Source organism: Paenibacillus sp. P36, assembly GCF_045866505.1.
Classification (GTDB): domain Bacteria; phylum Bacillota; class Bacilli; order Paenibacillales; family NBRC-103111; genus Paenibacillus_E; species Paenibacillus_E chondroitinus.
This window is the reverse complement of sequence record NZ_AP038372.1, coordinates 1,569,612-1,594,539: the sequence shown is the minus strand read 5'-3', so window position 1 is coordinate 1,594,539 and position 24,928 is coordinate 1,569,612. Positions and strand designations below refer to the sequence as shown.

The following is a 24,928-nucleotide window of genomic DNA, read 5'->3' as shown; positions in this document are numbered from 1 at the left end:
CGGAGTCTCCTGTTGTTCGGTCGACTTTTAAATCATAGTATTTTACTTGGAATTATCTTACCATCGCCTGTCAGGCACGTCAACCACTTTTCTTAAAAGAAGTTCCAGCCCGGCAGCCACCGGAGGAAGAAGGAATATCTGGATGGAATCATCATACCCGAAAGAATCGGATAGAACAGCGCAAACAACACGAATACGCCCAGTAAATAACCGTAAACCCATCTTCTTTTATGAAGCGGACCTTCTTCCAAATAATCTTTGATATAGTAGGTCAGAATGAGAACCAGGAACGGCACCATGGCAAAATAGTGATAAATAAAAGTGAGCCTCGGCACCAGCATCCATGGCAAGTATTGGGAACAATAAGCGATTAACAGCATGCGCAGCAGCTTATCTTTCCTCTTCACAGCCACATAGAACGAGCAGATGACCGCGATAAAGCCAGGCCACCAAACCAGCGGATTTCCGAACGAGACGATGCTCGACAACATGCCCTGCGGCATAAACTTGGCTTGGTAATACCAGATCGGGCGCAGCATCATCGGCCACTCCCACCAAGGGGAAGAGAACGGATGAGTCGCTACCAGATCCTTATGATACTTGTACATGTGCACCTGATAAGTGACGACATCCTTCAGCTGATGCCCAGGTCCCGGAACCATCATGAAAGGAATATACGATAGCGTGTAAATACCTAACGGAATGATAACAAACGTTAGTACACACCACAGGAGAGTAAGGATCGTGTTTTTTGCAAATCGTTTCTGCACATGCAGTAATCGACTGCGCTCTGAATCGGATAGAGCCGGCTTCGTATCCTCCTCGGTTTCATCCAAAGATGGAATGATCTGCTCTGGATCATCCTTATCCACCTGAATCTGAGATGGCGCTCTATGCGCATCCTCCTGCAGCAAACGCCGAGCAAACCGGTATTCGCTATAACGCTCTATTAAAGATAAAAGCAGCAGGAGGGCTAGGCCGGCACCGCCGTAGATCACGATCCATTTGGAAGCAGCGCCTATTCCGAAAAAGAGGCCGGACAATCCAAGCGGGATCAGTGTGGCCCACAGCTTTTCCCGATAAAAGCTTAGCGTCGTATAACGGTACATGAAATAGAACATCAACATGATGAAGAATACACCGTAAACATCGATCGTCGCAATGCGTGTCTGCGCAAAGTGCATGAAGTCAAACGTTAAGAGGAATGCCGCGATAAAAGCATATTCAGAACGGCCGAACATCCGCTTGGCGAACACATAGATTACGGGTATCATTCCGACTCCGAACAGTGTTCCAATAATACGCCACCCAAACGGGTTGAGCCCGAATATGTAAATGCCGATCGCCATGAGCACTTTACCTAGCGGCGGATGCGTGCTTTCATAAGGCTCTATTTTGTGAAGATGCTCGTAGGCCGTTCTTGCGTGATAAATCTCATCAAAGTAGGTCCCGTTCATGTACGTAGGCGTGTACGGTACTACGCTGGATTCATCGAATAAATTCGCTGTTTTTCCTTCATCCGCAGGGTTTATATCCTGCTCTTTCAGGTCGGTAATCGGTAAAATGGTCGAATTGCCATCCCCGAAAATCCCGATTTCATGCAGATGCAGCGGTGCGCTTTCCTGTCCGTCAATCACCACTTTTACATAACGAGCGTCTTTCATCGGTTCTACTGCGTTCCATGTGAAAACCTTGGTATGATCGGATTTGACAGAGATTTGATCGTGCCACTGCTGGCCATCTTGTGAGAACCAGAAGGAATAGGAACCTTCCCCAACGCCGGCAAAGGTGTTAATTCTAGTTATGTTGTGCGAGCTTCCGAGGTCAGCAACGACGGCTTCCCCAGTGGTTGTCGGCTTCCAAAAAGTAGTTGGTGCTTTGTGACCGCCTAGATGGAATAAAGCGATAATGGTGTATATGACGACCAGTAAACCTAGGTATAACGCATCCTTTTTAGAGAAAAAACGTCCCTTCTGGCTTCGTTCTATCCCATCCTTACTCTCTTTGAAAATGGCATTCCAGCGCTCGGTCCACTTGTCCGTGGTCGGGACTTGTGGAATCGGGACGAGGTCATCCTGATTATTCTGTTCTTGTTGTGATTGCACGAAAAGCCTCCATCCCAAAATACATGCATAAACAAATAATATAACATTGATGGCAGATACAGCCAGCATCAAGGGATCATAGCGTGGAATATGATAATCTTGATGAAAACTTCTCAGCAGCACATCCGCAATATTGATGAAATGAGTCAAACTAAAGCCAATAAACAGACCAAGAATACGGCGATCCTTAATATAAATAAAACTCGTAAGAGCTAGCAGCAGCCCGTAGTGCAAATAGCGCTCATGCATTTTGGTCATACACATAAAAACAGCGGTTATAAATAAGAAAGCCACATACAGAACGGCACCCTTCTGGCCTTTGCTGCGGATATACAGATAGCAAGTGTACAAGATGGAAAGGATCATGAGCACTATGCCCAATTTTTCATAGGAGATATGTAAGAAACTCTTTTTTATGTCGATAAAGTTGCCGCCTAAGAGCGCCATAAGATTAAATGCATTCAGGGAGGCGTAGGGATAGGAGGCCAGTGTGCCGGAGTAAAGTCCGATTAACCATCCATAACCTCTTCCAATGGCAAAAGGAAGGGCAACTACCGCTATGGTCGTCATGCCACTGAGCACGCTCAGCAGGAATACCATCAAATTGCGCTTGCGCAGTACATCAATAAGCAGAAAAATGCCAAAAAGAAGTGCCTGCGGCTTGAGCAATAAAGCCAAGGCGATAAACACGGAAGCTTGAGGCAGCTTCCCGCGCTGCTGCATCAGAAATGTTGCCGCAATAAACAGCATAAAAAAAGAATCAACCTGTCCCCAAATCGCAGAGTTCGACCAAATCGCAGGATTAAAGGCAAACAACGCAGCTATTCCTATCGCTTGCAGCCATGTTCGCGCGCCGTCCTCCCTGCTGATTGCAAGTCGAAACAACAAATAAACGGTTACGATATCCGCCAGAATGGCAGGGAATTTCAGCAGTAATAACGATTGTCCACTCTCCCAAGGGATGGACAGCTTGTGGTGCAGCATACCTATAACATACAGGACATACATATAGCCTGGCGGGTAATCCAGGAAATATTCCTTGGCGTTGTTATACATACCGGACAAACCAACCGTATAAGCACGGTCCGACCAAGCCAGAAACGTTCGGACATCCGTATCATAGCCCATCCAGATTGGTGCAAGATAGAGTCTTATGAATAGCGCTGTCAGAAGCAGTAAACCCAGAAGTAAGAATTTATAGGGCGCTTCGCCCACTTGCTTGAACCAGCTTACCATGAGGCATCTCCTTAAAAATAGACTACTACCATTATACCCGTCCACTCTCTAGCAGAAAAGGAAAAAAGCACCGACCCCATTCGGTCAGTGCTTAGGTTCAATCTTTTCAATGCGCTCGCAAATATCGTGCAGCCAATCATAATCTCCTGTAAGCGAGGCGCAAAGCGATAAATTTTCTAGTTTTAAGCGATTCCAAACATAGGTCGCGTTAGCTTCCATGCACAGCATTAACTCATCCTGCTCTGCTCGCGTTAACTCCCGCGCTCTGCGTAATGTCCATAACTCCGCCATACGTTGATGAACGGCCAACATGGTTCCAAGACCCTCCTGCTCGATAAGGTGCTAACATTATGCAGTATGGACAAAGTTGGGAGCGCTGAAACAAGTGGGCAACGATAAAATATCTGGCATTGAAATCCCACCATCCGACAGATCAAAATCCACCATCTGCACATCTCGTTCCACCACACTTGCCGTGCGCTAACGGACCCCACTGCCGTTATTTCGCATATTTTGCCCCTGTTCCGAATCTAACGGACTCCAGAGGCGCTATTGAGGCAAAATCGGGCTATTCTCCGTGCTATTTATGTGAATAACGGCGCTGGGGTGCGTTAGAAATTCAAACGGCCGTATTTTCGCCGAATAAGGTCAACTCAGTCCGTTAGCTCGCCTCCCCCCCCCCAATCTGCGCTATACCACCCCGTATATCGCCCTCAATAAGCGCATGCCATTCGGTGTACCGCGCAACCTCACGCTCGCGTGTTTCCCCTAACGGACCTCACTACCTGCACATCTCGTTCCACCACACTTGCCGTGCGCTATCGGACCTGGCTGCCGCTATTTCGCATATTTTGCCCCTGTTCCGAATCTAACGGACTCCAGAGGCGCTATTGGAGCAAAATCGGGCTAATTTCCACGCTGTTTACGTGAATAACGGCATTGGGGTCCGTTAGAAATTCAAACGGCCGTATTTTCGCCGAATAAGGTCAACTCAGTCCGTTAGCTCGCCTCCCCCCCAATCTGCGCTATACCACCCCGTATATCGCACTCAATAAGCACATGCCACTCGGTGTACCGCCCAACATCACGCTCGCGTGTTTCCCCTAACGGACCCCACTACCTGCACATCTCGTTCCACCACACTTGTCTTGCGCTAACGGACCTGGCTGCCGCTATTTCGCATATTTTGCCCCTGTTCCGAATCTAACGGACTCCAGAGGCGCTATTGGAGCAAAATCGGGCTAATTTCCACGCTATTTACGTGAATAACGGCGCTGAGGTCCGTTAGAAATTCAAACGGCCGTATTTTCGCTGAATAAGGTCCACTCAGTCCGTTAGCCCGCCTCCCCCTCCCAATCTGCGCTATACAACTCCGTATATCGCCCTCAATAAGCGCACGCCACTCGGTGTACCGCCCAGCATCACGCTCGCGTGTTTTCCCTAACGGACCCCACTACCCGCACATCTCGTTCCACCACACTTGTCGTGCGCTAACGGATCTCATCGCCGTTATTTCGCAACTTTCGCCCATGTTCCATATCTAACGGACTGCGTTGCCTCGTAGTATTTGTCGACTCTGTCCGCAAGCAATATGTGCGATACCTTTTGTGCCCACTATGCACAGACAAAAAGTCACGCTCTACTAAATCATGAAGGAGCCGCCGCGCATGGCGATCCGTGACTCGTAAATGGTCTGCTAATTCCACTGCTGTAAACGGGCGCAAAAGGCGACGCGAAAAGCGGACAGCTTCGGCTTCAAGAAATGTTAACTCAGACGCCACCTCTGTCGAGAGAAAAATACCGATGAAGGAAAGGACGAGTTGTCGACACCGCCAAGGTTCATCATTGATAGAAAGGTATGCGATAGGAAGGAATATCCAATTATCAAGCGCCATCAAACTATGCCGCCAACATAAATCCTTGAAACGAATGACATCCAGATCTCTGGCATGAGAACCATAGCCTTGAATTTCAATAGCGCCCTTCATGCCGCCTGGCCTGAAAGCCAGATCCACATAGCGGTAGCCACTGTTAAAATCACGCACCTCCCATTCAGGATACAGGTGGTCAAAATTCCCCACGGTCGGATACCAAATGTTTCGGAGAAATTCCACCGTCCCATGACCTAGCCCATTTTCAAGCAATCCACGCCTTCTCTGATTAGTTTCCTGTTTAATATTCATTTGCAACCATTCCTCATATCTCTGATCAAAGCTTTGCACACAGCCCCACTCCTTTTTTTGGACAAAATAAACACAAAAAAGCCGCCCCGATACAAAGTATCGAAGCGGCGTGTTCTTCACGACCGAATATAGTAAGTGTAACGTGAAATAAAGAGACTGTCCATCCGATCATTTCTGACCTTTCAAGACAGTCTCTTCCAACTTTTTTAATTAAGGGATGTGGATAACGGAGATTCTATCTACCGGGAAAAAGAATACAGTGTTATTACTTGCAAGAACAACGTTACCATGTTCAATTCCTAGAAATCTACCTGTGTGGTTCGGAGTAGTACCTGCATGGATTGTGATGGTAGTGCCAAGGCTGATGCGAGACAATGTAGCATATACGGAGCAACTCATCGTTTTCTCCTCCTTTCAATCTTTATAGTACATAGTATTCTAGTGACCTTTTTTGGTATAGACGAATGATGGATGATATTCGTATATTTCGTATTTTGGTAGATTATGCGTTTCTATTCTTCCATTAGTGGTTTGGATGAGACGAGCCTACGCAAACAAAAAAGCCTTCCTCTCACAACTTCCGTTGAGAGAGAAAGGCACTGGGTCTAGCTTATTATGCTGTTGACTCTTCTTCTTCCGATGCATTCGCTGAATCTGTGCCTTCGAGGAAAAATTGTACGAGCTTCACATGCTTTTTCAATGATTTTTCGTGAATCAGGTTGATTTTACCGTTATCCAATGCACCGAAGACATAAATCAATTCCTCATTCTCGTGAGACCAATCAAATCCTTCAAGAATTTGCAAGCAATCTGTCCATTCCTCGTTATATTGCCCGTTCGGGAATAAGAAACGGTTTGAATAGAGCGCTATGCTCTCTTGGATCACCCGATTGGCTGAAGTATACTGCGCAAGACCCGGTTGCTCCGGCATCATCGGCAATAACGTATTGAAGAACTGGTGCAGGATCTCCACATACGTCGAAGGATCGTGGCGAATCTTGCGCTGAAGCTCATAAGACGGCTGCATTCTGCCCGAGAATAACATGGTTGCAGTCGCATATAACCAGCTGAAGCATGTGAAATTACGGTTAAACGACGTCAAATTGCTGCGTCGCTCTACGCCGACAGCTTTGAGGTACACGTTATGATCAACAACCTGCTGAATAACGAGATTAAGCGGATCAATGGAATCGAAAGAGTGACCGAGCTCTTTGCTCACCAGCTGAACTTTGGAGTTGATGTCGCCAAATAGCTGCTGCTCTTCTTCCTCCGTTAAGCCAATGTAGATTTGCACGGCAAGTTGTGTCTCCATCAAATCAAGGCGTCTGCTCTCAAGTTGATTGATCGTGCCTTCCGTTTCTTCCACTTCTTGCTTAATATCTGCATCTTCAGGCATCTTACGTTGTTTAATTTTCAGAAGCACCAGCTTCTTCTCGTAGCGTCGAACTTCCTTCTGCATTTGCTCATTCACATAACCAAGCGCCAGGATTCGATGCTGTCCGTCCAAAATAGAAAGCTTCGAACCATGCTTCAGCAAAAATTCTTTCTCGCCTTTGGACAATTGATTCACTTCACGCAGTGAAAGCGTAACCGGGCCGAAAAAGACATGATCCAGTTCACGTTCTTGCAGATACGTGGAGATTTTACGTCTTTGCATATTACTTAGCTTCCGCTGTACCATAGGGTCGATCATCGTATAATTGAGCAAATCCTGAACGCGCAAGGCTACGGTTGAAAGCCCGAATTTCTCGCAAAACGGATGAATCGTCATTTTGAGGCGTAATCCTTCCATTAGCTCACATCCTCCTTATCGCTGATTAGGAAAGCATTCTGCTCTGTATAGAAATTTTTGATGAAATTATAAGCTTTCATGATCCGGGTACGTCTAGGTAAACGATCCTTCTCGTCTCCCGCGTAAATCCCGTTCCAATTCACATGAGGAAGTATTTTCAAAGCATGCTCAAGCGCATAACGATTAAATTTGCCTGTTTTCGTTGCTTCTTCATGGATGAACAAAGCAAGCGCGATTTGGATATTTTCAGACCAAACGATTTCACCCTTTGCCGGTGCGTCCAAATAATTCAGCAAGCCGTTAAAGTAGGTACCCGCTAAAGAAACTAGATCTTGAAGATCTTTGTCCTCATATTGGTAACCATTATTCCGTGCCGCCGATTTCATTCTGCCTTCGAACAAGGCAATCAAAATCTCAATCAGCAAGTGATACGAGAACAAATACTCAGGCGATTTGCCGCGTTCAGAGAACATGTCAACGGTCAGCTTTTGCATGGCTGGGGCTTTGGAAGCAAGCTCAGTTGCAGCAACATGGTAAAATCTGCGTTGATCCCGAAGCACAGCCAAGTTACCGCCAAGCTTGCGTGGAAGTTTGTTGATGTCGGAGAACAATTGGCGTTCTTGACGTGCGTTAATGTCTAGATACGTCATCGTGGAAATCGGGAACGCATACAAGCGGCGAAGCTTCTCTGTGATCTCTTCCATCTTTTCGTATTCTCGACGGTCTTTGGCACGTGCCATCTGGCTTTGCAACGTTTCCATAATGCGTTGGAAAGCTGCCAGTCTGTGCTGGCCATCTACCACATACAACTTCTCAATCGGTTGCAAACGAAGCGCTTGTTGTTCATCGTCATATTGTCCCGCGCCTCTTGCTGAGAAAATAATGCCCGGGAAATAGATCGGTTGGCGATTTTCCAAGTACAGATTAACATAATCAATTAATTTAGAAAGATTGCGCGGAATTATCGCACGCTGAACTTCTAAATCAACTTCATAGAGTGAAAATAATTTGCTCATAGGTAATGTTGCTGCAATTGTCGCTTGCCCAAACGTCTGTCCCAAGACTCCAGGAATTTCTACATACGATGAAGGCTTCTGCTCAGCTAAGAGCTCTGATAATGAGGAAATGGCGTCCATATGCTTACCCCTTTCAACTATTAAGGTTTAATCTTCTTGTGCAAAAAAATCATATATCTCTCATTCTCCTATTTTTACCAAAATCTCTAATTTTCATTCTACGGTTCGAAGCCAATCGCCTATGCGTCTTGCCGCCTCAAGTAATCTGGCTTCATCCTGCACCAAAGCAATTCGTACAAAGCCTTCTCCTTCTGCTCCGAAAGCGTCTCCAGGTATAACAACGACACCGGCACGGAACAGCATTTCCCGGGAAATTTGTCGAGATGTCCATCCTTTTGGAATGGGTGCCCAGATAAACATGGTTGCCTTGGGTGGCGGTATCCTCCAACCAGCATCTGCTAAAGCCGAAATAAATACATTTCGCCTTCGTTCATAAACGCCGGCAACGGAATGATCGTGTTCCATATCTTCTTCTAATGCTGCAATTCCGGCCGCTTGGATGGCTCCGAATACGCCATAATCGATATTCGATTTAAGCGTTCGCAGCGCTTTTACCGCAGCCGCATTTCCAGTTAGGAACGCGATCCGACAACCTGCCATATTAAAGCTTTTGGACAGTGAATGAAACTCGACAGCAACCTCCTTAGCGCCCTCGATCTCTAAAATGCTGATCGGTTTAAAGCCGTCAAAAGCCATTTCAGAGTAGGCTAGATCGTGTACGACAAGCAATTCATGCTTTTTGGCATAAGCTATCAAATGCTCAAAAAAGGCACGATCTGCAACAGCAGACAACGGATTGCTCGGATAGTTTAACAGGATGAATTTCGCTTTGGCAGCCACGTCTACTGGGATGTCATCTAATTGGGGCAAAAAATCATTTGCAGCTCGCAGGGGTAGCAAGTAAGGCTCAACTCCCGCTAACACGAGACTTGCCGAATATATGGGGTAACCTGGATCGGGAACAATGGCAATGTCCCCAGGATCACAGAGTGAAAGCGCCAAATGAGCAAGACCATCTTGAGAACCCATTAATGTTAAAATTTCATTATCGGGATTAAGCTCTACACCGAATCGGAACTGGTACCATCTAGCTACCGCTTCACGAAAGGCTAAGCTTCCCTCCGATGTTGGATATCCATAGTGTGCCGGGTTGCGCACAGCCTCTGTAATGGCTTCAATAATGCGTTCAGACGGCGGTAGGTCAGGACTTCCTATACCTAAATCTATGACGTCTACCCCTTGGTTCATAACCTCTCTCTTCCAATCCGCCACTTCCGAGAAAATAGCCGATCCTAGCTGGCTAAGCCGTTTTGATCCCATAAATGTCATGATAGTTATCCTCGTTATGTTGTATTAAACAGTCAATCCATAATTCCTGCTTGATGAACCAGTCTGATCATATAAAGTAAAAATAAAATGAGCCCGAAATAAGCTGCTCCGAATTTCCAACGGGTTTTGGCCGGAACCTCATAGTATCGCTCCTGAATGCCTAAAGGTGTAAAATCGACCTGTACCTGCAGACCTAGATAAAATCCGCTTTCTTTCTGCAAACGGTCTACTTTGACAAGCTGTACTCTTCGAATCAAGGCTTGCTGAGGCAAGTAGGCCTGTCCTTCAAAACCGATTCCTTGCCAGTACATGACTATCGTTTGCCTGCCGTCACCTACGCCCTGTAAATCCGAATACGTCGTAAAATCCAAATCGCGGGTGTGATTCTCGCCAGGTATCATATACCCTTGCTGAAGTAAATGGTCGGCAGCAAATTCAAAACGGGTAGCAACGGAAACTAACTGCTCTTTATGTCTGTATTTCACGTATTTCTTATATAAATCCCAGGCAAACATCGCCCAGATCGCAAAGAAAATAAGCTGATTCACATAATGGTCCAGATAAAAAATAAAGACTAAACCGCCAATTAAACCGACAATCCATAACCAACGGGTGACAGCCGTTGCAATTCGACCGCCATCAAGCGGATGAATCGGCAATAAATTAATTAAATTCAGGTAAAACGCAGCATAAGCGACCGAAACAATAACAGGGGAATCCACATACATGCCTAGTGCAAACGCAGCAACGCCCCCTAACGTCCCGAGAATAGGCCCTCCGATACCGACAAAAGCTTCTGTTGCTGCATCAGACGGATTTTTCTTCATTGTTATCAATGCACCTAGAAAAGGGATAAAAACAGGCGCCGAGACAGGAAGCCCTTTCAACTTTGCCGCTAAAACATGACCAAGCTCATGAATCAGAATCATGACCACTATACCAATAGCAAAAGGAAGCGGTGCGAGATAAGCGTAAGCCCAAATCGTAATAAACATCGATATGACTGCCCCGCCGACCTTACCGAGTTTTAAGGCTGCCAAAAGCAGCTTTCCTTGCGATAGCAAAACCGCGAGGAAACCGCCTATGGCTAGCGGTGATTTTTTGCGTGGTGGTTTCTGTTTCTCATCCAACCTCACCTCACCCCTTTGCCCATGCTTCCTCAAATTCAGCTTCTTTAAAGCCGACCGTGACTTTCGAACCATCTGTTACAATTGGACGTTTGATCAGTCTGCCGTTTGAAGCTAACAGTTCCAACATTTGCTCTTCCGTCATGCCCGGGAGCTTATCTTTCAAATTCATTTCTTTGTACACTTCACCAGAGGTGTTAAAAAACTTCTTGATGCCAAGTCCGCTGTCGCTTAACAGCTTGGCCAATTCGACTGCAGAAGGCGGCGTCTCGAATAACGGAACGTTCTCCGTGATTTCGACGTCGTGCGCTTTTAGCCATTTCAGGGCTGCTCGGCAGGTGCCGCATTTATCATAGCAAAATACTTTTACTCTCATGATGTAAGGACTCCTTTATGTATGTGGAAAGCTAATTCATAATTACTTAAAATTTTGGGCTAATTTAATTCGAAAGTCAAGTTATTCCAAACAAAAACCATCCTAAAATTTGGATGGTTTTTGTAAAACTAGTTATTTTTTTGTAGCCAAGCTTGCAAATCGGCTAAATCTGCAGGAAGCGGAGCGTTAAATTCTGCCCATTCCCTTGTCCCAGGATGAACAAAGCCGAGCCTGAAAGCATGCAGCGCCTGCCGGTTCAGCCGCTTGCCAGCCTCTTCAGCCGCCGGGCTCGCCTCAAATTCGGGCAGTGTATACATTTTGTCCCCGATTAGCGGGTGACCTAAATGCCGCATATGTACGCGAATTTGGTGCGTTCTCCCGGTCTCGAGCCAGATTCGAACTAAAGCAGCTTGCGCATATTGTTCCACGACTTCATAATGGGTGACAGCCGAATAACCCTCCGGAGTGACAATACGGACATGCGGTTGTTCGGGATCGCGGTCGATAGGCTCGTTAATCGTTCCTTTCGTTTCCTCAAAACGTCCCCAAACAAAGGCCAAGTATTCCTTTTTCACCTGATGTTGTATCATCTGCTCGGATATTTGCTGGTGCACATATGGCGTCTTAGCGATTGCCAATACACCCGATGTTTCTTGATCCAGCCGATGCACAGGGCGGAAACGGCATGTGATGCCAGCCTGCTGCCAGTGATACACGACACCGTTAGCGATCGTATTCACGTAGTGTCCATGTGTGGGATGCACGATGATCCCTGGGTCTTTGGCCAGGATCAGCAGATGCTCATCTTCATGAAGAATATGCAGAGGAAGGTCTTGCGGCAAAATATCCTCGGACGCTTCCTCCTCCATACGGATCTCTACACGGTCTCCTGCCTTTACCTTAATATTAATGTACTGCCTGACGCCATTCACAGTAATGCCTTGTTCCGTCAATTTAATGCGGGACAGCAGCTTGCGTGAGACCATCAATCTTTTTTGCAGCACCGTCTTCAGAATAAAACCTTCTTCCTCAGGCGGCACCGTATATACTAGCGGTTCATAATAGCTCATGATTTACGTCTAAACACCTCGGCGCTGCGTACATACTCCACATCAGCAATCCCTTCGCGGTGATTCGCTGTGCGGGCAATCGTAAAGAACAAATCGGACAGCCGGTTCAAGTATCTGCGTACTTCCGGATTAATTTCCTGTGTGCGTGCGAGGGTGACGACCCTGCGTTCCGCTCTGCGGCAAACCGTGCGGCATACGTGCAGCGTAGAAGACACGCTGCCACCGCCAGGCAGGATAAAGCGCGTAATATCCGGCGTTTCCGCATCGTATTTATCGATCCACGCCTCTAGCGCATCCACCATGGCTGCAGTAACTTTGTATGGGCGCAGTTCCTGCTTCAAGAGCGCAAGATCCGACCCGCAGTCGAACAGCTCATGCTGCACCTGGAGCAAATCTGGCAGAAGATCCGGATATTTGGCAGGGTCCATAAAGCTCATGGCCTGGCCCACATAACAATTCAATTCGTCCGTCGTGCCGTATGCTTCAACACGAGCATCGTCTTTATCCACACGACCGCCAATTACGCCTGTCTGTCCGGCATCCCCAGTACGAGTATAAATTTTCATTCTTTGACGTCCTCCCTTTGACAAGGCTGTGATACCTTCATCATCTCATAAACGCGCTGCATATCCAAGTGACTTCTAACATGGTCAGCCAGCCTATCAAACGCGGCCTCTCTACGTTCTTTGAAGCGCAAGCCGCCGTCAACAGGCGTGAGCCCTTTCATTTTCCGAATCCGGTTTAACCACGCTCTCCGAAAATCATCATTATGCAAAATCCCGTGCACATAAGTCCCCCAAACACGTCCCTGTTCCACAGCTGCTCCGTCTCCGTGCAACACATGATCCGAGGCGATGGCCTCATCATTGGTATACGCTCTAATTTGAAAAGGCATGACGACATCTTTCAAAAACCTCGTACGCCCCATATGGATTTCGTACCCATCAATTTCAAACATTCGGCCGGCATCAGCATCATCTGCAAAAAGCGAGGAACTCCCCTGCACTTGAACCGTGCGTTTGTCCGGGGTAAACACGGTTTCTGTCGGCAAAAGCCCAATTCCCTCAAGCTCAGGATGATCGGATTCATAGCCTTGCGGATCAAGCAGCCTAACGCCAAGCATCTGATACCCCGCACAAATGCCGGTGACCCATCCATTCTCGGACAACGCAAAAGCTTTGATACGTGCAGCCAAGCCGGACTCGTTCAAGTACCGCAGATCATCCATCGTATTTTTGCTTCCCGGGAGCAAGACAACGTCGGGATCTCCCCAATCAGAGAGATGGGTAATGTATCTGAAATGAACATCCTTTTCTTCCTGCAGCGGATCAAAATCCGTAAAATTAGAAAGACGAGGCAAGCGAATTACAGCAACGTCCAATTGATCTTTTGCTTTCTCAGGCGTGCTCTGTGCCCTCTTCTGCATGCGTTTGGAGTCCAGGGAAGCGGAATCTTCATCCTCAATGCCTAGCTGCGGCAAATAGGGGATCACGCCTAACACAGGTTTCCCTGTCTTCTCCTCCAACCAATCCAACCCCGGTTTCAGCAGACTGACATCCCCACGAAACTTATTAATGATAAAACCTTTTACACGATCTCGTTCATCCGGCGTCAAAATTTCCAGCGTGCCTACAATCGATGCAAAGACACCACCGCGATCAATATCGGCGACGAGAAGCACCGGCGCATCCGCCCATCCAGCCAAACGCATGTTAACGATGTCGCGATCTTTCAGGTTAACTTCGGCAGGGCTTCCCGCCCCCTCCAGCACCACAATCTCATATTCGCTGCGCAGCCGGCCTAAGGCGTCTTTGACAATCGCTTCCGCCTTCGGCAGGTACGATTCCCGATAGGTCCTCGCATCTAAATCCGAGTATGGCTTGCCGTGCACAATCACCTGAGCGACCATATCCTGTTTCGGCTTAAGCAAAATGGGATTCATATCCGTTGTAGCTAAAATGCGGCAGGCATCCGCCTGTACGCCTTGAGCCCTTCCAATCTCTTTCCCGTCAAAAGTCACGTAGGAATTAAGCGACATATTTTGTGATTTAAAAGGGGCTGTCTGCCAGCCATCCTGAACGAGAATACGGCATAATGCTGCCGTAAGAATGCTTTTGCCAACATCCGATGCTGTGCCTTGAATCATTAACGTTGCGGCTTTAGCCATGCGTCCGACCTCGATTCTGTGCCAAAGCAACCACTGTTTGCCGGAGTCCTTCAATCAACCGCTCATTGTCTTCACGAAGCCGAATAGCGACTCGGCCATATTGTTCATTCAAGCCTTCAAACAGCGAGGCGTCTCTAATCAAAATCCCCATTTGTCCCATATGTTTTTGCGCTTGCTTTATCGTTAAGCCCAGTTCCGGAGGAAAAGAAAATAATACAAAGTTCACATCCGTAGGCACTACATCTAAGCCCAATAGCTGCAACTGTCCAGTGAGCCATGCTTTCTCATCCTGCAGCCAATGGCGGCTCGCCAGCTCAAACTCCTCATCCTCAAGTACAGCTGTACCTATGCGCTGAGCCAAATAATTAACGCTCCACTGCACTTGCTGCTGTCTGATTTCCCGAATCAAGTCCGGGTGCGCCACCATAAACCCTAGCCGAATGCCTGGAATCGAATAAAATTTGGTCATAGAACGAATAACAACGAGCTTCCGATTCGTTGAAGCCAGCTTAAGCAACGAGTGCTCCTGCTCATCAGGCACAAAATCCATGAACGCCTCATCGAGCACGCAGCTGCGACCACTCTCTAGAAGACTATCTACGACGTGACGAGGAAGCAGCCGGCCTGTCGGATTGTTCGGGTGGCCCAGGAAAAAGAGATCCACAACCGGTATTGCGGCTTCCACATCCTGCTGCTGCAATTCAAACTGATAGGATGATCGCAGCGGGATATTGTGAATCCTGCCGCCTGTTTTGTGAATCGCTTCCTCATATTCGCTGAATGACGGCCTTGCAAGCCCCGTCACGGACGGCTTCAATACCCTTGCTGTCAAATCGATCAGCTCTGCCGCCCCATTGCCAACCAAGATGCTCTCCATCTCAATTTCATATTTCTGAGCGAGCTTACGGCGCAATTCACGGACCGCAGGATCTGGATACTTCACGACATCCCTCCAGGCGTCCACCCATATCTCTTTCATAGCGGGAGGCGGTCCCAACGGATTCATATTTGAGCTAAAATCAAGAAATTCATCTCTCGACCGGCCGAACGCTTCTTCAGCAGTCCAGAGATCGCCTCCGTGTCCGTAGCGTTCTAACATGAATTCCACTCCTTTCTTTATGGTGTTGCACAAATAACGACGCCAAGAAGGAGAATCGCTTCAAGCAGCTCGTTCAAAGCACCATAGGTATCTCCGGTGAGCCCCCCTAATTTGCGGCTGATGTAAGTCGCAATCAGCCATCCTACCAACCATGTGGCACAGGCAAAATAGAGAGGGACAGGCCAAACGGCTGCATCCGAAACGGCATCGCCAAAATAAACAAAAAGAGTAGTTGTAAACAGGGCTACTACTAGTGATATAGCAACATGCCACTTTGTTACTCCTTGAAAAAAACTGCCTAAACCCGACTCTTTCCTCGCGTAAGGCCACCCCTGAATGGCTGCCGTCATAAACCATCTGCTCCAAATAGGGACAATAGCCAGGAGCAAATATCCCCTAATCCCAGTGGCTCCATCCCACTGATTGGACTCCAGCAGCGTGTAGAGAAGCGCGAACTTGAGCAGCAAATGAAGCACGGCTACAATGACGCCCATCGCTCCAACACGGCTGTCCTTCATGATTTCGAGCATTTGCTCGCGCGGTCTATGGCTGAGGATACCGTCTGCGGTATCCATTAGGCCATCCAGATGCAACCCACCTGTCAGAACAACCCACAGTCCCAGAAGCAGCACAGCTGCCGGGAGTGGAGGAAGGAACAGGCTTAGTCCTTCACTCGCGAGAAGCAGCAAGAGACCTATCACGCCGCCAGCTAGCGGATAGAAGATCACACTGCGCCGAAAGACAAGGTCTGTATACGTTATTTGCACGGGAATCGGCAAACGTGTTAGAAATTGAAAGGCTGCGATGCAAGCACGCAGCCAATCTAGAACCATACGAGCAATATGCACAGCAATCCTCCCATCACTACAAAGCTGACGCCGTAAAGCATCCTAACGGCGTAGACAATATCTTGCTGCGTCCGCGGACGCAGCGGCCAGCCCAGGCGGGCGCGTTCGCTCGCTACGCCGCCGTAGACGTTCAGCCCGCCAAGCTCAATTCCGAGTGCCCCGGCGACCGCCGACTCCGGAATTCCGCTATTCGGGCTGGGGTGCAGATGCGCGAAGCGGCGTATCGCCGCCGCTGCGCGCTTCGCCGAGAGGCCCGGCTGCAGCAGGGCGACGAGGATCAGCAGGAGGCCGGTCAGCCGGGCCGGGATCCAGTTCATAGCGTCGTCCCAGCGGGCCGACGCCCAGCCGAAATGACGGTAACGGTCATTTCGGTAGCCGACCATCGAATCCAGCGTATTCGATGCCCGGTACAGCATAGCGAGCGGCGCTCCGCCGATCAGCGCATAGAAGAGCGGCGAAATCACCGCGTCAACGATGTTCTCCGCCACAGTCTCCACGACCGCGCGCGTTAGCTCTTCTTCGTCCAAGGCTTCCGTATCGCGGCCGACGATGTAGCCCGTATACTTGCGAGCGTCGGCAAGTTCGCCTTTGCGCAGCGGATTGTACACGAGATACGCGGCATCCTTGAGTCCCTTGATCGCAATCGTCGTTGAAATCAACCACGTACAGACGACATAACCGAGCCATTCGTGAACCGAACGGGCGGCTAGAACGAGGACGAATACACTCCCCGTGCTGACAATCAAAGTAGTAGTTGTAAGCAGTACTCCTTTAAATTTCTCACTCGCGGGTGAGTCGCTTTTACTGCGCAGTAACCCTTCCATCCAGCGAATCCAACGCCCGATAAGAATAACGGGATGCGTCGGCCATCTCGGATCGCCAATGAACCAATCCAGTACAATGGCAGCAGCCGTCATACAGACGATCTCCTGCCAGGAATAAATCCACATCAATTATCACCGCACCGATCCTCTTAAGGCTGCTTGCTTCCATCCAGCCGGTAAGCCATGCTTTTCAGCTCAATAGGAATCCCTACCGTTACCAGGAATACCTGCTCGCACACCTCAGCTAACCGCTGGTTCATTCTTCCGGCCAAATCGCGAAAGCTGCGGCCAAGCGGGTATTCCGGCACAATGCCGTCTCCGACTTCATTCGTTACCATGATGAGCTGTCCACGTCCACGGTAACCTGACACTGTTTTCACCAGTTGTTCAACCTGCTTCATTACCAAAGTGGAAGCGTCCTGCTCGCCTTCATACTGGAGCAGCCAGTTGCTTAACCAGAGTGTTAAGCAATCAACCAGAACAACCGCTTCCTCGCCGCTCTCGTCCAGCTGCTGCAAGAGCTCGCACAGCCGAAACGGCTCCTCCCGGGTATCCCATGGATACCCCGAACTGAGCCTCGTCTGCTGATGCAGACGAACCCGCTCCCTCATTTCCTCATCGTAGATGTGGGAGGTCGCGATATAGATCCCACGCTCGCTGCCATGCATCGCGAGCTTCTCTGCAAAAGAGCTCTTGCCGCTGCGCGCGCCGCCCGTTACCAAAACCGCCATGGCGCCTCCGCCTCCTTCTCAGGCTGTCTACTCCCGCGACACGCCTGCGCTTTCGAATGTCGCCATCTCTCGCATGATCTTGCCTGCGGCTTCGATCAAGTTAAAGGCAAGCACCGCACCTGTTCCTTCTCCCAGGCGCATATCCATCTGCAGCATCGCAGAGAGGCCCACAGCCTCAAGCATCTTCGCATGCCCCTGCTCTTGAGATAAGTGCGAGGCGAGCATGTAGGACGCGCTTAGCGGGGCTAATCGGCTCGCCACGAGCGCTGCTGCCGACGAGATGTAGCCGTCGACGACAACCGGGCACCGATTCTTCGCTGCGCCAAGAATCACGCCAACCAGTCCGGCGATCTCCAATCCGCCGACCTTGCTTAACACTTCAAGCGCGAAGTCGCCGCTTGTGCTGATCGCGTTGTCTTTCGCAGGATGAAGTCCGTTCACGTGGAGCGCCTTGTTGACAACCGACCGCTTATGCAGCCATTTCGCGTCGTCAATACCCGTTCCGCGGCCTACGGATATTTCAGCATCCACACCGCCCAATGCGCATAAAATCGCCGCGCTAGCCGTTGTGTTGCCGATCCCCATCTCACCGGTCGCAAAAAGACGATAACCCTTCTGAGCCAGGTCATCCACTAACTCAATGCCCGCCTCAATCGCTTGTACGGTTTCTTCTAACGTAAGCGCTGCTTCGCGCGCCATGTTGCGTGAACCTTTTCTTACCTTGCGTGAAACGAGGTTCGGATGCTCCAGATCCGCGTTAACCCCCATATCGACGCAAACAACATCTGCTCCTGCATGTCTGGCCAGCACATTAACCGCTGCACCGCCATGAAGGAAGTTCAGCACCATCTGCGGCGTGACTTCCGCTGGGAACGCGCTAATGCCTTCTTCACAAACACCATGGTCGCCTGCCATGACAATGACCGCTTTTTTATCAAACAACGGCTTCACTTCACCGGTAATCCCGGCAACTTGTCGCGCAATATCTTCCAGTTTGCCTAAGCTCCCCTGCGGTTTGGTCAATTGATTCAAATGATCATTCGCCTGCTTCACCACATCTGCATGAATAGGCTCAATTGCACTGATCATCGTTTGCAAATTACTCATCATCCATTCCTCCGTTACCAAGTTCATTATTTTCCCGGCTGCAATAAAATCTGTGGTGCTTGGTTCGTTGGGTGCTGCAGAACAATAGGTTCAGTTCCATAGACCTCTGTAATTAATTTGCTTGTAATAATCTCATCGGGTGTTCCAATCGCTGCCAATTCTCCGTTATGTATCACCATTAACCGTGTACAGTATTGCGCGGCCAAATTCAAGTCATGCAGAACCGCCACTACGGTTAACTGCGACTCGCGCTGCCATTCACGAATATAATCCATCATCTGTACTTGATACCCAATATCCAAAAAGGTTGTAGGCTCATCCAACATAAGCAAACGAGGTTGCTGAGCCATGACTTTTGCAAGCGCGACCCGCTGCCTCTCGCCGCCGCTGAGACGCTCAATCGTTCGTTCAACAAGCGGTTCCAACTGCAGTTTCCGAATAATCGCCTCGATGAGTTGCTCCGCTTCCACGGTATCCTCGCCAAGCCAATTTTGAAAAGGATAACGGCCCATCTCCACGACTTCGCGAATCGTGAATCCAACCGGCGGCAGTGCATCCTGCTGCAAAACGGCCAGCCATCTGGCCAGTTCCTTTCGTGAATAGGCCGACGCCAGTCGACCATCCAGCTCTACCGAGCCATTTTTAACCGGATCAATCCCGGAAAGAAGGCGTAGTAACGTCGATTTCCCGCTGCCATTTGGCCCAATAATCCCAAAAAACTCACCATGTTGAACCTCAAAGCTTATATTTTCAAGTACCGGCCGTTCATGAAAGCTTTGGGAAAGCTGCTGCACTTTAATCATCGTTTTCAACCTCTTAACGTTTTCTTATCCTTATGTAGCAAATAGGCAAAAAATGGCGCCCCCAAAAACGCTGTGATAACACCAAGCGGAATCTCCGTCGGACTTAGCAAGGTACGAGCGAGCGTGTCCGCCCACAAGACATAGATACCGCCGCCAATCGCGGACAAAGGAATAATAAGACGATAGTCCGGACCGACGATCAGACGAACCAAGTGCGGAATGATGAGCCCTACGAAGCCGATAACACCTGCTACAGAGACAGCTGCCGCCGTAATAAATGTAGCAACAATTAGCACAATCAGCTTCGTGCGTTCTACATTTACTCCCAAATGGGAAGCCTGCCGCTCTCCCAACGCAAGCAAATTCAATGATCTTGCATAACTAAGCAGTATTACTAAACCTATGACTAAATATGGCGAAATAATCGTTATGTACGGCCAGCCCCGCATCGCCAAACTGCCCATTAACCAAAAAACAATTTCATTAATGACCTGCTTAGAAATCGAAACCATAAAGGAAACAATCGCGCCAAGAAAAGCCTGCATGACAACGCCGGACAAAATAAGCGTCTCCATCTTCAGCTTGCCATCGATCTGAGCCAGCTTAAGCACAAGGAAAAGGGAAATAAGTCCCGTTACAAAAGCAACAATCGGAACCGACCATTGCCCGAACAAAGCCATCTGCAGACCAAAATAGATTAAAAACGCCGCCCCGACCGAAGCGCCTGAAGAAACCCCAAGTGCGTATGGATCTGCAAGCGGATTGCGCAGCACGCCCTGGAAAGCAGCTCCGGCAACGGAGAGAGAGGCCCCTACCAGAATCCCCAGCAATACGCGAGGCAAACGAACCTTATTTATGATTTGCTCCGCAGACTGCTGCCAAGTGACGTCGATATAGTCGCCAGCCCAAGGAATATGCTTCCCTAGGATGCCTGCAATTTGGAGTACTGGGAGATTAGCTGTTCCCAGCGATAAACTTGCCAGAATAGAAAGAAGAAGGAGTATACCCCCTACTCCTCCCCATAGCATTAGTTTTTTTTCATTTATTTCACCAGTTCAGGATAAATGCCTTTCGCCATTTCCAGCAGTCCATCGGTCAATCTCGGTCCCGGACGGCTCAGCAGGTTCTGGTCAAGACCGATTACCTGTTTGTTCTTTACAGCTTCAATAGCATCCCAACCGCTTCGTGTGCGAATAATTTCATCAAGCGACATTTTGCTTTTGGTATCTACGACACCATTCGCAAAGAGAATAACAGCCGGGTTTTGTGCGATAATTTTCTCTTCGCTGATTTGATACCAGCCTTTACCGTCGCCAGCTACATTAATGCCGCCCGAAAGTTTGATCAGCTCATCCATAAATTCGCCGCTGCCGACGGTCCAGCCCGGACTAAATTCTATGTATACTTTTTTCTTGTTTTCCTGCTTTACATCTTTCACGGCATCGACAACCTTCTTACGATCCGCTTTCATCTTGGTGACGATTTTCTCAGCTTGTTCCTGACGATCTGTAATCAAACCATAGGTTTCAATGTTTGCAATCGCATCATCCAACGTCTTGGGTTCCACTTTAAACACATTGATGTTCGATTCCCGCAGTTTTTCAACCGTGTCCGCTTTCATCGAGACACCTGTAAAGACAATATTCGCATTAGTCGCAATCAAAGCTTCCTGGTTCGGCTTCGTGATACTTCCCAATTTGGGCTTGGACTTCGCTGCTTCCGGATAATCATCGAAATCGGAGACGCCAACAATCTTATCATCCAATCCAAGTGCAAAAAGTGCTTCCGTTTCTGCAGGAGAAACCGATGCGATCCGCTCCGGCGCCTTGTCAAAAGTGAATTCTTTCCCCGTTGCATCTTTAATTTTCAGCGGATACGCCGTCTTTTTGGATGTCGCAGCTGTTGTTGCAGCAGGAGTAGGCGCCGTCGTTGACTCTCCGCCAAGCTTAGATGGACTGGTAATTTCCGCTTCTTGCTTACCACAAGCCGCTAAGCTAACCGCTGTCGCTAAAGCAACCGATAAGAGGAGTGCCCTCTTGATCCCGTTCTTTTTCATTTGCATGGTGTAACCCCTCTCTCTGAAACCTGTGATTTCGATAAATCCCAAATAAAAAACCCCTCTGTTCCTAAGGAACAAAGGGGACGATAAATCGCGGTGCTCAGCAACGAATCCGTTGCTTCCTGATTTAAAGCGATCCTTTTCCTCGAAGGATGTCGTAACGGCACCATGGCAGGTATCCTGGCTCCCCGGCAATACTTCTCTTCCGGATTACAGTGGCGGGACCGCGCCGGACTTCAACCGGCTTCCCTTTTAAGCGACAATGAAATTCATATGTGAATTCGTTGCCGGCACCAATGGCTGCATATTTGACTATCAATCTAATTGTCGATTATAGACTTCTTGCTACTTTTGTGCAATAACCTTGAGTACTTGCTTAGCTTCCTCCATTTTCGGGGCATTGACAGGAATGAAAGCAATAAGTCCTTTTCCTTCGAAGCCTTGCTCCTTCATCCACTTGTTGCCTGAGAGCGGAATTCCATACAGATGCTTTTCGGCAGGCTTGCCCTCTTCCGCAATTTCGATAACACCGTCCGGATAATCCGAAGGGTTAATCGTCTCGTCCAGAGAAACGAACCCTGCTTGATTGCTTAATGTTTTAAATTGGTCATCCGCCAGGATGAAGATGCCGTTTCCGCCTGCCGCCAATTCAACGATCATTTTTTCCATGGAGAAAATGGGAGAAGTATTCAGCTTAACGGTAGGAGTCTCGCCGATCTTCGTTTTCAAAGATGCCTCTAGCTTCTCACCTGCATCACTTGGAAATCCATTTTGACCCATGACAAAGATAGAAACATCCGGCTTTGGTCCTCCACAACCCGCAACTATCACCATAAGTGCTGACACTAGCATGACCATTAGAAATTTCAATTTCATGATGTAAGAGTACCTCCGTATACGAATCTAAATATATCGATAGTCGCGAGAAAAGTCGGCTTTCACCGACTTTTCTTCCAATTATTCATATATTCATTTATTTTGAGATCAAGTATCGTACTGAGTTCCACGACAGATTCGGATGTCATTTCTTCTCCGTCCAGAACCATCTGTTCTAACCTGCGTCGCAGAGAATGAATCTCTTCTTCTAATAAGTTTAGGGAGTTACGTTTCTTAGCACGCTTAGTCAACCAACGTTGTTCGAAATCTTGTTCATTAATTTGCAGATGTTTTCGATAGGTTGATAGTTGGTATTCCATGAAAGCCATGCTCATCCCTCCTTACTACAAGAATACCAGTTTTCATGAATAATTAACATAGATTTTTCAGTTTGAATCACAAATTTCTTAGAAATTTTCCAATTCTCTCTAAAGCTTCATTCAGTTGAGATACACTATAGGCATAAGAGCAGCGTAAGAAACCTTCCCCACCTAAGCCGAACACATCTCCTGGTACAGCAGCAACCTTAGCTTCGAATAAAAGCCGCTGGGCAAATTCGTCTGAAGTAAGTCCTGTGGCAACAACGCTCGGGAAGGCGTAGAAAGCACCCTGCGGTTCATGACACTCCAGTCCAATATCGCGGAACCCTTTGACGACCAGGCGCCTGCGTTGATTGTAAGACTCTATCATACGGTCTTTCTCTTCCAAACCATTTGTCAAAGCCTCATGTGCAGCTACTTGACCCATCACAGGTGCGCACATCACCGTATACTGGTGAATTTTGGTCATTGCGGAGATCAACTCTCGGTGACCGCATGCATATCCCATTCTCCAGCCAGTCATCGCAAATGCTTTGGAAAAGCCGCTAACTAGAATTGTCCGATCCTTCATGCCCGGAACAGCTGCAAAACTTACATGCTTCTGCCCATAGGTCAATTCCGCATAAATTTCATCCGAAATCACAATTAGATCGTTCTCTTCCACAACTTTGGCAATTGGCAGCCAGTCCTCATAAGTCATAATGCCGCCAGTAGGATTGCTTGGATAACATAGAATTAAAATTTTGGAGCGTGGCGTAATGGCATCACGAAGCGCCTTCTCTGTCAGTTTGAACTGATCCTTCGCGAATGTTTCGATTCCGACTGGAACGCCGCCGCTAATACTCGTAATAGGCGAATAGGAGATGTAGCAAGGTTCTGGAATCAGAATCTCATCCCCCGGCGTAATCAAAGCACGCAGAGCCAAATCAATGGCTTCACTGCCTCCGACGGTCACAAGGACTTCATTCGACGGCTCATATTTCACTTTAAAGGATGTGTACAAATAATCCGCAATCGCTTCGCGAAGCTCAGGAATCCCTGAGTTTGGCGTATATTTCGTTCTGCCGCGCTCCAAAGAGTAAACGGCTGCTTCACGAACGTGCCAAGGGGTTGAAAAATCCGGCTCCCCCACACCAAGGGAAATAATATCATCCTTGCTGTTGCTTACTAGATCAAAAAACTTCCGAATACCTGAAGGCTTCATTTCACGTACGGCAGGAGCAAGGTAGCCCTGCATCGATTTCACTTTGTTCGGCTCTACGATTGTCTCATTTTTGATCATGGCTTTACCTCTTCCTTACGGAGAGACAAGCATCCGATGATCATCAGCCTGATCCTCGAAAATGATGCCGTCTTGTTTGTATTTTTTCAAGATAAAATTCGTTTTGGTTGAAAGCACGCGATCAATTGGCGATAGCTTGTTAGAAACAAAAGAAGCGACTTGTTTAAGCGAATGACCTTCAACCTCTACAAGTAAATCATAAGCGCCAGACATGAGATAGACAGATTTGACCTCTGGATATAAATAGATCCGTTCCGCAATAGCGTCGAACCCGCGTCCGCGTTCAGGCGTAATTTGCACTTCAATCAGGGCGGTAACCTTTTCGTCATCTACCTTGCTCCAGTTAACAACTGTCGCGTACTTGACGATGACCTTATCCGCTTCCATCTCGCTTATCGCTCGCGCCACCTCGTCCTCCGCCGTTCCTAACATTGTGGCGATGAGTTCCGCACTCCGGCGGGCGTCTTCTTTCAGTAATTCGAGAATTTTAAGCTTCAAAGCATCCATGGTTAACCAAC

23 protein-coding genes and 1 riboswitch are annotated in these 24,928 nt (G+C 48.3%); all 23 genes read right to left on the bottom strand.

Annotated elements, in window-relative coordinates; all coding sequences use genetic code 11:
• Positions 1–92 precede the first annotated feature (92 nt).
• A complete protein-coding gene (locus ACKTT9_RS07440) occupies positions 93–3,341 on the bottom strand; it encodes a glycosyltransferase family 39 protein (protein ID WP_407871049.1) in 3,249 nt (1,082 codons plus the stop codon).
• Between the two features lie 84 nt (positions 3,342–3,425).
• Positions 3,426–3,653, bottom strand: a complete 228-nt coding sequence (locus tag ACKTT9_RS07435) for a hypothetical protein (protein ID WP_127457765.1) — start codon at positions 3,651–3,653, stop codon at positions 3,426–3,428.
• 1,178 nt (positions 3,654–4,831) lie between these two features.
• A complete protein-coding gene (locus tag ACKTT9_RS07430; protein WP_407871048.1) occupies positions 4,832–5,563 on the bottom strand; it encodes a transcriptional regulator in 732 nt (243 codons plus the stop codon).
• A 574-nt stretch (positions 5,564–6,137) separates the two neighbouring features.
• Positions 6,138–7,316 (bottom strand): DNA sulfur modification protein DndB, encoded by a 1,179-nt coding sequence (locus tag ACKTT9_RS07425; RefSeq protein ID WP_407871047.1) that lies wholly within the window; start codon positions 7,314–7,316, stop codon positions 6,138–6,140.
• A complete protein-coding gene (locus tag ACKTT9_RS07420) occupies positions 7,316–8,452 on the bottom strand; it encodes a DNA sulfur modification protein DndB (protein ID WP_407871046.1) in 1,137 nt (378 codons plus the stop codon). The genes ACKTT9_RS07425 and ACKTT9_RS07420 overlap by 1 nt, the downstream gene beginning before the upstream one ends.
• A 93-nt stretch (positions 8,453–8,545) precedes the next feature.
• Positions 8,546–9,721 (bottom strand): aminotransferase class I/II-fold pyridoxal phosphate-dependent enzyme, encoded by a 1,176-nt coding sequence (locus ACKTT9_RS07415; RefSeq protein WP_127457296.1) that lies wholly within the window; start codon positions 9,719–9,721, stop codon positions 8,546–8,548.
• A gap of 32 nt (positions 9,722–9,753) precedes the next feature.
• The gene (locus ACKTT9_RS07410; protein ID WP_407871045.1) at positions 9,754–10,851 is read right to left on the bottom strand and encodes a site-2 protease family protein; all 1,098 of its coding nucleotides are present in this window, start codon (positions 10,849–10,851) and stop codon (positions 9,754–9,756) included.
• A 7-nt stretch (positions 10,852–10,858) separates the two neighbouring features.
• On the bottom strand, positions 10,859–11,224 hold the full coding sequence (locus ACKTT9_RS07405; protein ID WP_407871044.1) for an arsenate reductase family protein: 366 nt from the start codon (positions 11,222–11,224) through the stop codon (positions 10,859–10,861).
• A gap of 128 nt (positions 11,225–11,352) precedes the next feature.
• Positions 11,353–12,294, bottom strand: coding sequence for an RluA family pseudouridine synthase (locus ACKTT9_RS07400; RefSeq protein WP_407871043.1), 942 nt, complete (start codon positions 12,292–12,294; stop codon positions 11,353–11,355).
• On the bottom strand, positions 12,291–12,860 hold the full coding sequence (locus ACKTT9_RS07395) for a cob(I)yrinic acid a,c-diamide adenosyltransferase (protein ID WP_127457300.1): 570 nt from the start codon (positions 12,858–12,860) through the stop codon (positions 12,291–12,293). Before ACKTT9_RS07395 ends, ACKTT9_RS07400 begins: the two co-directional genes overlap by 4 nt.
• Positions 12,857–14,461 (bottom strand): cobyric acid synthase, encoded by a 1,605-nt coding sequence (locus ACKTT9_RS07390; protein ID WP_407871042.1) that lies wholly within the window; start codon positions 14,459–14,461, stop codon positions 12,857–12,859. Before ACKTT9_RS07390 ends, ACKTT9_RS07395 begins: the two co-directional genes overlap by 4 nt.
• Positions 14,454–15,560 carry a threonine-phosphate decarboxylase CobD gene (cobD, locus tag ACKTT9_RS07385; protein WP_407871041.1) on the bottom strand — a complete coding sequence of 369 codons (1,107 nt, stop codon included), beginning with the start codon at positions 15,558–15,560 and terminating at the stop codon, positions 14,454–14,456. The genes ACKTT9_RS07390 and cobD overlap by 8 nt, the downstream gene beginning before the upstream one ends.
• 17 nt (positions 15,561–15,577) lie before the next feature.
• Positions 15,578–16,408, bottom strand: a complete 831-nt coding sequence (gene cobS, locus ACKTT9_RS07380) for an adenosylcobinamide-GDP ribazoletransferase (protein ID WP_407871040.1) — start codon at positions 16,406–16,408, stop codon at positions 15,578–15,580.
• Positions 16,384–17,358 (bottom strand): adenosylcobinamide-phosphate synthase CbiB, encoded by a 975-nt coding sequence (gene cbiB / locus ACKTT9_RS07375; RefSeq protein ID WP_407871039.1) that lies wholly within the window; start codon positions 17,356–17,358, stop codon positions 16,384–16,386. Before cbiB ends, cobS begins: the two co-directional genes overlap by 25 nt.
• A 23-nt stretch (positions 17,359–17,381) precedes the next feature.
• On the bottom strand, positions 17,382–17,963 hold the full coding sequence (gene cobU, locus ACKTT9_RS07370) for a bifunctional adenosylcobinamide kinase/adenosylcobinamide-phosphate guanylyltransferase (RefSeq protein WP_407871038.1): 582 nt from the start codon (positions 17,961–17,963) through the stop codon (positions 17,382–17,384).
• A gap of 27 nt (positions 17,964–17,990) precedes the next feature.
• Positions 17,991–19,073 carry a nicotinate-nucleotide--dimethylbenzimidazole phosphoribosyltransferase gene (gene cobT, locus ACKTT9_RS07365; protein WP_407871037.1) on the bottom strand — a complete coding sequence of 361 codons (1,083 nt, stop codon included), beginning with the start codon at positions 19,071–19,073 and terminating at the stop codon, positions 17,991–17,993.
• Positions 19,074–19,096: 23 nt separating this feature from the next.
• Entirely contained in the window at positions 19,097–19,873 is a 777-nt protein-coding gene (locus ACKTT9_RS07360) for a heme ABC transporter ATP-binding protein (protein WP_407871036.1), read from the bottom strand.
• Between the two features lie 5 nt (positions 19,874–19,878).
• Positions 19,879–20,901: a FecCD family ABC transporter permease gene (locus tag ACKTT9_RS07355; RefSeq protein WP_407871035.1), complete on the bottom strand. Its 1,023-nt coding sequence runs from the start codon at positions 20,899–20,901 to the stop codon at positions 19,879–19,881.
• 14 nt (positions 20,902–20,915) lie between these two features.
• Positions 20,916–21,935 carry an ABC transporter substrate-binding protein gene (locus tag ACKTT9_RS07350; protein ID WP_407871034.1) on the bottom strand — a complete coding sequence of 340 codons (1,020 nt, stop codon included), beginning with the start codon at positions 21,933–21,935 and terminating at the stop codon, positions 20,916–20,918.
• A gap of 149 nt (positions 21,936–22,084) precedes the next feature.
• A riboswitch (cobalamin riboswitch) is annotated at positions 22,085–22,245 on the bottom strand.
• 32 nt (positions 22,246–22,277) lie between these two features.
• Positions 22,278–22,808: a hypothetical protein gene (locus ACKTT9_RS07345; protein ID WP_407871033.1), complete on the bottom strand. Its 531-nt coding sequence runs from the start codon at positions 22,806–22,808 to the stop codon at positions 22,278–22,280.
• 62 nt (positions 22,809–22,870) lie between these two features.
• Entirely contained in the window at positions 22,871–23,137 is a 267-nt protein-coding gene (locus ACKTT9_RS07340) for an aspartyl-phosphate phosphatase Spo0E family protein (protein ID WP_127457311.1), read from the bottom strand.
• A gap of 67 nt (positions 23,138–23,204) precedes the next feature.
• Positions 23,205–24,410 carry an aminotransferase class I/II-fold pyridoxal phosphate-dependent enzyme gene (locus ACKTT9_RS07335; protein ID WP_157319555.1) on the bottom strand — a complete coding sequence of 402 codons (1,206 nt, stop codon included), beginning with the start codon at positions 24,408–24,410 and terminating at the stop codon, positions 23,205–23,207.
• A gap of 15 nt (positions 24,411–24,425) precedes the next feature.
• Positions 24,426–24,917 carry an Lrp/AsnC family transcriptional regulator gene (locus ACKTT9_RS07330; protein ID WP_127457313.1) on the bottom strand — a complete coding sequence of 164 codons (492 nt, stop codon included), beginning with the start codon at positions 24,915–24,917 and terminating at the stop codon, positions 24,426–24,428.
• Between the last annotated feature and the right edge of the window lie 11 nt (positions 24,918–24,928).